General features: G+C 75.7%; 9 protein-coding genes. 2 read left to right on the forward strand and 7 right to left on the reverse strand.

What is annotated here, in order from left to right; all coding sequences use genetic code 11:
• Nucleotides 1–109 precede the first annotated feature (109 nt).
• Nucleotides 110–547: a MarR family winged helix-turn-helix transcriptional regulator gene (locus tag ACZ7DL_RS12005; protein ID WP_470773622.1), complete on the forward strand. Its 438-nt coding sequence runs from the start codon at nucleotides 110–112 to the stop codon at nucleotides 545–547.
• A 217-nt stretch (nucleotides 548–764) separates the two neighbouring features.
• Nucleotides 765–1,349 (forward strand): isochorismatase family protein, encoded by a 585-nt coding sequence (locus ACZ7DL_RS12010; protein WP_470773624.1) that lies wholly within the window; start codon nucleotides 765–767, stop codon nucleotides 1,347–1,349.
• Nucleotides 1,350–1,464: 115 nt separating this feature from the next.
• Here the strand turns inward: ACZ7DL_RS12010 and ACZ7DL_RS12015 are convergent, their stop codons facing one another.
• The 7 genes from ACZ7DL_RS12015 to ACZ7DL_RS12045 form a co-directional block, all read right to left on the reverse strand.
• On the reverse strand, nucleotides 1,465–1,653 hold the full coding sequence (locus ACZ7DL_RS12015; protein WP_470773626.1) for a hypothetical protein: 189 nt from the start codon (nucleotides 1,651–1,653) through the stop codon (nucleotides 1,465–1,467).
• Between the two features lie 138 nt (nucleotides 1,654–1,791).
• Nucleotides 1,792–2,148, reverse strand: coding sequence for a DUF6479 family protein (locus ACZ7DL_RS12020; RefSeq protein WP_470774068.1), 357 nt, complete (start codon nucleotides 2,146–2,148; stop codon nucleotides 1,792–1,794).
• A gap of 92 nt (nucleotides 2,149–2,240) precedes the next feature.
• Complete coding sequence (locus ACZ7DL_RS12025) at nucleotides 2,241–2,513, reverse strand: hypothetical protein (protein ID WP_470773628.1); 273 nt, start codon at nucleotides 2,511–2,513, stop codon at nucleotides 2,241–2,243.
• A 393-nt stretch (nucleotides 2,514–2,906) separates the two neighbouring features.
• Nucleotides 2,907–5,279, reverse strand: coding sequence for a SpoIIE family protein phosphatase (locus ACZ7DL_RS12030; protein WP_470773629.1), 2,373 nt, complete (start codon nucleotides 5,277–5,279; stop codon nucleotides 2,907–2,909).
• A gap of 120 nt (nucleotides 5,280–5,399) precedes the next feature.
• Nucleotides 5,400–6,650: an MFS transporter gene (locus ACZ7DL_RS12035; protein WP_470773631.1), complete on the reverse strand. Its 1,251-nt coding sequence runs from the start codon at nucleotides 6,648–6,650 to the stop codon at nucleotides 5,400–5,402.
• Nucleotides 6,647–7,204, reverse strand: a complete 558-nt coding sequence (locus ACZ7DL_RS12040; RefSeq protein ID WP_470773632.1) for a GNAT family N-acetyltransferase — start codon at nucleotides 7,202–7,204, stop codon at nucleotides 6,647–6,649. The genes ACZ7DL_RS12035 and ACZ7DL_RS12040 overlap by 4 nt, the downstream gene beginning before the upstream one ends.
• 130 nt (nucleotides 7,205–7,334) lie before the next feature.
• Nucleotides 7,335–7,538 (reverse strand): MbtH family protein, encoded by a 204-nt coding sequence (locus ACZ7DL_RS12045; RefSeq protein WP_014676677.1) that lies wholly within the window; start codon nucleotides 7,536–7,538, stop codon nucleotides 7,335–7,337.
• Between the last annotated feature and the right edge of the window lie 114 nt (nucleotides 7,539–7,652).

Genomic DNA, 7,652 nt, shown 5'->3' on the forward strand with positions numbered 1-7,652 from the left:
TCACCGACGTGCTGGCTGTCCGAGGGCGGGCGAGTACCCGGCAAATAGACAGGCAAAACTGAACAGCCAGAACTGGACAGTCTCCGCTGTCGGTCGTAGCGTGACGGTCATGGCCGACATCTCCGATTCCGCCGCCCGTGCCGCGCGTGACCTGCGTGTGGTCTTCAGCCGGCTGCGGCGCCGTATCCGGGAGGTGGCACAGGACGCCGACCTCAGCCCCTCGCAGGAGTCGGCGCTCACCCTGGTCGGCAAGCACGGCGCGGCCACGGCCAGCGCGCTCGCGGCCGCCGAGGGGGTGCGCCCGCAGTCCATGGCCGCCACGCTGGCAGCCCTGGAGCAGCACGCGCTGATCCGCCGCGCCCCCGACCCCGACGACGGCCGCCGCCAGTTGGTCACGCTGACCGACGCCGGCCGGGCCCGCGTCGAGGGGAACCGGCAGGTGCGCGAGGAGTGGCTGGCCCGCGCCTTCCAGGATCGCTACACCGAGGAGGAGCGGCAGACGGTCCTCGCGGCACTGGAGCTGATGGAACGGCTGTCGCAGCCGTGATGACGAGGCTCACCGGGCGCGACGTCAGCGACACGCGGCCCTGCCCCGGCGGCTGGGCGCGTCCGCCGCCACCACCGCGTTCTTCCCGCACCGCGCCGGCACGGCCGGGCCGCACGGCCTGGCCCTGTTCGTGCTCGCCGGCTCCGCGCTGCTGCCGGCGACGACACCGCCGGACCGTTCCCTCGGCCGGCCGACCCCGCGAAAGGCCTGATCCTGCATGGCGCTCAGCACGCTCGACCCCCGTACCGCCCTCGTCGCGATCGACCTCCAGAACGGCATCGTGGCCATGCCCACCCAGCCCTGCCCGGGCCCGGACGTCGTCTCCCGCACCGCGGAACTCGCCGGTGCCTTCCGCGCCCACGGCCTGCCCGTGGCCCTGGTCCGGGTCACCTTCGCGCCGGACGGGGCGGACGCCGTCCCCGGCCGCACCGAGCGCGGGCCACGCGGGCTCGCCTTCCCCGAGGGCTGGGACGTCATCGTCGACGAACTGTCCGGACACCCCGGCGACATCCGCGTCACCAAGCACAACTGGAGCGCCTTCCACGGCACCGGCCTGGACGACCAGCTGCGCCGCCGGGGCATCACGCAGATCGTGCTGACCGGGATCGCCACCAGCATCGGCGTGGAGTCCACCGCCCGGGACGCCTACGCTCACGGCTACCACGTCACCCTCGCCACGGACGCCATGGCCGACGCCGACGCCGAGGCGCACGCCAACAGCGTCGAGCGGATCTTCCCGCGGCTCGGCGAGACCGGCACGACCGCGGAGATCCTGGAACTGCTCGCCAAGAGCCGCGCCTGAGTGCCGAGCCGGCCCTGGCGCGGGCCGGATCGGCACTCAGTTCGTCTCGCTGGACGGTGGCTCTGGGTCGATGGCGGTTCGCCGGACGGGGGCGTGGGGGCCGGGGTCCGGGCGTTCAGTCCTCGCCGCGCACGATGGTGTCACCGGCCGCCGTATCCTGCTGCTGCGCCGAGGTGCGGTCCAGGACGGCGGGCAGGCAGGTACGGATGCTCCGGTCCCGGCGACGGCGGGCTTTCGCCCAGCCCGTCTCCCCGTGCGCCATGGCCGGTTTCTCGCTGTCGTCATGCGGGGTCACGTCGCTCATCTTCCTTCTGCGTCCCGCCCGTTGCGGGAGCCGTTCGCCGGGCCCGCGACGGGCCGGGGGCACGATCTGTGCCTGACCGGGTCCCCGGGTCGCGGAGCCGGCAAACACCGCGGCGGGCGCCACCGCGGGAGCGCCGGCTCAGGTCCGGCCGCCGCCTCCGCCGCCGAACGAGCCGCTGGAGCCGGGCGACCAGCGGGCGCGGCGCTGGTCGTCGGCGCGCTTGGTGCCGGCGGCGCCGAGCTGGTGCGGGGTGAGGCGTTCGCTCTCGTCGGCGGCCCGGGGCACCTCGTCGGGCTCGCGGACCTCGCGGGTCTCGTGGACCGGTCCGGACGGCGGCATCGTGGGCTGCTCCTCGGGCCGCGGCGGCGCCGGTTCGCGCTCGCGCACCCTGATGCCCAGCCGGAAGGCCCAGATCAGTCCCACGACGCAGACCACCCCGGCGATCAGGATGAGGACGTATCCGAAGACCTGAACGCCCGCGGCCGCTTGGTACATGGCAGTGTTCATGGCCGTCGGGTACCCGGCGCGGCCCGGCGGATGCGCGCCGGGCGTCCACCGGCGGGCCGGCGGCCCGGCCCGGCAGCGGGTCAGTCCTCGTCCTCCGCCGCCGCGCGTGCCACCTCCGCCTCGATCTCGGGCCGGGGCCGGCCCGACTGCCGGGCGTACTCGCTCACCGCCGTTTGCAGATCGCGGGCCAGGTCCCGCCAGGCGCGCAGGGCGGTCTCGTAGGTGCCCGACTGGACACCGGTCATCCGCCGTTCGGCCGGCGGGCCGTAGGCGTCCCGCAGTTCCTGGACCTGGGCATGGGCGGCCTCGGCCGCGCGCTGCTTCGCGACCAGTTCTTCGAAGGTGTGCGACACGCCAACCGACCCTAGGCAGGCCCGGCCCGCAGGCCCACCACGACCTGCCGTGCACGGCCCTACGCGCACCCGAGTGGCGGGTCGGCCGCGGGGGCGCGGGCTGGTCGGCCGCGGGGGCGCGGGCTCGGGCTGGTCGGCGGCCGGGGGCGCGGGTGAGGCCGGTCGGCAGCCGGGGCCGGGCCACAGGCGAGCGCGATGGTCGACGGCCGGGGACGAGCCGCGGGCGAGGGGCCCGGGGGGCGAAGCCGCGGGCCAGGGGGGGCGAAGCCGCAGGCCAGGTGGGCGAAGCCGCGGGCCAGGGCCGGCGGGTACCGGCGAGGGGCCGGTGCCGGGGGGCGAAGCCGCGGCCGAGGGGCGCCAGCCAGCCGGTGGGTACGAGGTACGACCTGCCGGTCAGCCGGTGGGGACGAGGTCGGCCCAGACCTGTTTGCCGCCGCTGACCGGTACCGTTCCCCAGGCCGCCGAGACGGCCTCCACCAGGAGGATGCCGCGGCCGCCGGTGGCCTCCCAGCCGATGCTGGTGGGTTTCACGGGGCTGCGCGGGGAGGTGTCGGCGACGGCGAGCCGCAGCCGGTGGTTGATCAGGCTGAGGTCGAGGCGGACCGGTCCGCCGGTGTGCACCAGGGCGTTGGTGACCAGCTCGGAGACGACGAGGAGGGCCGTGTCGAGGGTGTCCTGGGAGACCCCCCAGACGCGCAGCGTGCGCCGGGTGAAGCGGCGGGCGTGCCGGACCGCCTCCGGCACCCGCCACACCGTCCAGGTCTCCCGCAGCGGCCGTACCGCCATGCCGTCGTAGCGCACCAGCAGCAGGGCCACGTCGTCGCCGCGGTGGGCTCCGCTGAGCAGGGCGTCGGCGACCAGGCCGAGGTGGGCGGGGTCGGCGGCGGCCAGGCCGCGGGCCAGCCGCTCCATGCCGGTGTCGAGATCGGCGTCGGCGGACTCCACCAGGCCGTCGGTGGTCAGCGCGATCACCGTGCCGGGCTGGAGCCGGAGCGGTGTCATCGGGAACTCCGCCTGCACGAGCACGCCGAGCGGCGGGCCGCCCTCCGCCTGAACGATCTCGGTGGTGCCGTCCGGGTGCCGCAGCACCGGCTGGAGATGCCCGGCCCGCACGCACCAGGCGGTGCCCTGCTCCATGTCGACGTCGACGTAGGCGCAGGTGGCGAAGAGGTCGGTCTCCATCTCCAGCAGCAGCCGGTTGGCGTGGGCGACGACCACGTCCGGGGAGTGGCCCTCGGTGGCGTAGGCGCGCAGCGCGGTGCGCATCTGGCCCATCAGCGTGGCGGCGCCCGCGTTGTGGCCCTGAACGTCACCGATGACGAGGGCGACGTGGTTGTCGGCGAGCGGGATCACGTCGTACCAGTCGCCGCCGACCTCCAGGCCGGCCGTGGTGGGCAGGTAGCGGGCGACGGCGACCGCGCCGGGCAGCCGGGGCAGGCGGCGGGGCAGCAGGGTGCGCTGGAGCATGCCGACGAGCTCGTGCTCGGCGTCGAAGGCGTGCGCGCGCAGCAGGGCCTGGCCGGTGAGGCCGGCGCAGGCGGTGAGCAGGGCGCGTTCGTCGGGGCCGAAGTCGCGGGGGCGGTCCCAGCCGATCAGGCAGGCGCCGGCCATGCGGCCGCCGGCGGGCAGCGGCAGCACGGCGAGGCCGCCCGGGCCGACCTCGGCGAGGGCGGGCTCCAGCGGGCTGCCCGCGGGCCAGATCCGGGCACGGCCCTCGCGCAGCGCGGCGGACAGGGTGGGCATGGCACGCACCGGCGCGTCGGGCCACTCGGTGCGCCATTCGGTGCGCCACACGTCGGGCCAGGACTCGGGTTCGGGCGGGTCGAGGACGGTGACGACCAGCCGGTCGTTCTCCAGTTCGGCCAGCGCGATCCGGTCGGCCTGGAGCGGGCCCCGCAGGGCGGCCACGACGGCCTTGCCGACGTCCTTGACGGTGCCGGCGGTGGCGAGGGCGGCGGCCAGCCGCTGCACCCGGGCGACGTCCGTGACGTCGGAGCGCAGGGTGGAGGCGTCGGCCACGGTGCCGACGAGCCGGGCGGGGCGCCCCTCGCCGCCGGGCACCAGCCGGCCGCGCAGCCGCAGCCACTTGGGTGCGCCGGCGGGCTGGAGGATGCGGAACTCCAGCTCGCGGTCGCCGATGGACATGTGGTCGGCCTCGACCACGGACATCAGCGCGGGCAGATCCTCGGGCACCGCGTGGCCGAGCAGGGTCTCCACCCGGCCGTCGAAGTCGTCCCGGGGGATCCCGAACAGACGCAGGATCGCGTCGCCGACCTCGACCCGGCCGGTGTCCATGGCCAGGCTGAAGGCGTCCTCGGGCAGCTCGCCGGTGTCACCGGCGGCGGCCGGGGCGGGTACGGCGACCGCGTGGGCGATCAGCTCCAGACAGGCCCGGTCGTCGGTGCCGAAGCCGCCGGGGTGTTCGCAGACGGCCAGCAGGCAGCCGCCGCCGGGGCCGAGCGGCAGGGCGGCCACGGAGAAGTCCGGGGACGGGGTGCGGCGCGCGTCCGGGCCGCCGGCGAGCTCGTCGGGGCCGAGCCAGCGCGGCCGGCCGGTGCGGTGGGCCTCGGCGACCGGGGAGGTGCCGGTGGCCGGGTAGCCGTCCCGCAGCCCGTACAGGGTGCGCGGCAGGCCCGCGGACTCGGCGAGGCGGAGCAGCGCGGGATCGTCACCGGGCGTGTACACGCCGGCGAACGACGCCCCGGCGAACACGAGTGCCTGTTCGAGGACCCGGCGGAGCCGGTCGGCGGCGGCCGGGGTCGCCATGAGCGATGCGAGGGCGACTTCGGCACGCTCCGCCCTCGTTCTGCTGATCGCAGCGCCCTCATACACCACGTCGCCATTACAGCGCGTGTGAGCCGCCCGCGCAGCCCCTGTGCACGGCGGCTAGGCGGACACCGTCCGGATGCCCTTGCTGAGGGTCGCCGTCACCGCGGCCACGACGACCAGCGCCGGGAAGACCAGCATGGCCGGTCCCGGGCTCCAGCGGGCCAGCAGCGCTCCGGCCAGGGCGGGGGCGAGCGCGGCGGCCGAGCCGGCGGCGAACAGTACGCCGCTGACCACGCGTCCCTGGAGATGGTCGGGTGTGACGGCGGCCTGGTGACCGAAGAGGGCGGCGTTCGCCGTGGGCCCGAGGAAGACCGCGGCGGCCAGCGGGACGGCGGCCAGCACCGTGCTGGACAGCAGGGTGCTGACGGTCATCAGCGCGGCGGTCACCCAGCACAGCAGCGTGAGCAGGACGGGCAGCCGCAGCCGCCGCTGGAGCGCCGGGGCGGCGAAGGCGCCGAGGAGGCCGCCCAGCGCGAAGATCGTGCCGGCGACGCCGACCAGGAACGGGGAGACGCCGGCGCGGCGCAGCGCCAGGGTCATCGCGAAGATCATGCCGGTGAAGGCCATGTTCAGGGGAGCGGCGATCACCAGCAGGGCCCGCAGGAACGGATGCCCCAGCAGGAAGCGCAGGCCCTGTGCGGCCGAGGCGCCGGCCGGGACCGCCGCCTCCCGGCGTGGCTCCTGGAGCGGTCGCCGGATCCGGAGGACGGCCACGAGGGACAGCAGGAAGCTCAGCGCGTTGCCGAGGAAGGGCAGGGACCGGCCGAGGCCGAACAGCAGACCGCCCAGCGGCGGACCGGCCAGCGAGACGCCGTAGGTCCGCGCCTCGTTGCGGGCGACGGCGGAGGTGAGCTGGTCGAGGCCGACCAGGCTGCGCACGGAGGCGTGCTCGGCGGTGCTGAAGACGGCGGTGGCGGCGGCGCCCGCGACGACCACCGGGAGGATCACCGGCAGGCCGGCCGTGCCCGTCACGACGGCGGTGCCGAGGAGGGCGTACACGGCGATCCGCAGGGCATCGCAGGCGAGCATCAGCCGGCGCCGGTCGAAGCGGTCGGCGAGGACACCGGCCGGCAGCCGGCACACCAGGGTGGTGACGAGCCCGGCGGTACCGACGAGCCCGGCCCGCGCCGGGGACCCGGTCTGCTGGAGAACCAGCAGCGGCAGCGCCAGGTCCACCATGGCACCGCCCAGGTCGGACAGGCACTGGCCGGTCCACAGCAGAGTGAAGTCGCGGTTGCGCCACAGACTTGACGACGGGCCGGTGTCCGCCGTGCCGGCGGCTCCCTCGGTGAGCGGTGGCCGGTTCATACCGGGCCCTCGACGCCGGCGGCGGCCCCGGCCGGATCTGCGCCGGCCGCCTCCGTGGTGGAGATGACCAGCAGCTTGGTGACCGAGCCGTCGTCGGCCACGACGTCCCGGACGAGGCGGAAGCCCAGGCGGTGGCACATGGCCAGGCTGGCGGTGTTCTCGGCGCCCACCATGCCGTAAACCTCGGTGAGTCCGAGGTTGTCGGCGGCGTGCCGGAGCAGGCCGCGTACCGCCTCGCCGCCCAGGCCGCGTCCCCAGTAGCCGGGGGCGAGCGCGGTGACGAGTTCGTGGCCGTCGACGTTGCCGGTCGGTTTCACCTCGGCGTGGCCGACGTAGGTGCCCGCCAGCCACAGGCCCCACACGTCGAAGCGGTGCTGGGGGTAGACGTCGGTGAGGATGGCGCCGAACAGCTCGCGGATCTGCGGTTCGGGCACCAGTTCCTGGCCCATCCAGCGGCACACCTCCTCGTCGCGCAGCAGGGTGACGAAGGCGTCCTCGTGCTCGGGCCGGTAGGGGAGGAACTCCAGGCGTTCGGTGCGCAGTTCGGGGGTCATGGCGGGCTCCTCGGGAGTGATGCGGTACGGCAGGGCCGAGGGCGGTGGGGCGCCGGGACGGCGAGCGGGGGGAGGGGCCGGGCCGGCGCGGGTGCGGCCCGGCCCGGCGTGTCGGTGGCGGCGCGGCCGGTCAGGCGCCGGCGTTCTCCATGCGCTCGCGCAGGCTCTTCGGGCGCATGTCGGTCCAGACCTCGTCGACGTAGGCGGAGCACTCGGCCTCGGTGCCCTCCTTGCCGACGGGCTGCCAGCCGGCGGGCACCTCGATGTCGACGGGCCAGAGGGAGTACTGCTCCTCGTCGTTGCGCAGCACCTGGTAGCGGGTGTTCTCGTCCATGTCGGGTTCCTTTGTCGTCGGTCGGGCAGGGCTTGAGTGGAAGCGGTCGGCGGGTCGGGGCGCGGGGTGCGCGAGGGCCGTGCCGTGCGGTCCGCCGGGGCGGCGCCTCGCGGG

It is taken from the genome of Streptomyces sp. NPDC036984 (assembly GCF_055607665.1).